Origin of the sequence: Aureitalea sp. L0-47 (assembly GCF_026126405.1) — a bacterium.
In the GTDB taxonomy this organism is placed as follows: Bacteria; Bacteroidota; Bacteroidia; order Flavobacteriales; family Flavobacteriaceae; genus Pukyongia.
On the sequence record NZ_JAFMTQ010000056.1, the window covers coordinates 1 to 416 of the forward strand.

At 49.8% G+C, this 416-nt stretch carries 1 protein-coding gene; it reads right to left on the minus strand.

Going from position 1 to position 416, the window contains the following annotated elements; genetic code table 11:
• Nucleotides 1–416, minus strand: a 416-nt coding sequence (locus tag J1N09_RS15440) for a cadherin-like domain-containing protein (protein ID WP_265201180.1), incomplete at both ends; no start/stop codon positions are given.

Consider the following 416-nt stretch of genomic DNA (forward strand, 5'->3'; position numbering starts at 1 on the left):
GTGGCCGTATCACAAAGGGCCGGGGTTCCATCATCACAAATGGTGTATTCGAAGGTGTCTTCACCTTCAAACCCAGGATCCGGAGTATAGGTATAGCTACCATCAGGATTCACCACTACCGAACCATTGGCTGGCTGGGTGTTGCCGGTAACTACGATCGGATCACCATCAGGATCAAAGTCGTTCACAAGTACATTGCCATCTACCGGGGTATCTACCTCGGTGGTATTGGTATCGGCATTGGCTACCGGTGGTTCGTTCTCAGGACCACCTATTGGCAATACCTCTATATATACTGTAGCGGTATCACACGCCTGTGGGTTTCCACCGTCACACACCTGATACTCGAAGGTATCTTCTCCTGTAAAGCCAGGATCCGGTGTGTAGGTATAACTTCCATCAGGATTGAATACCAG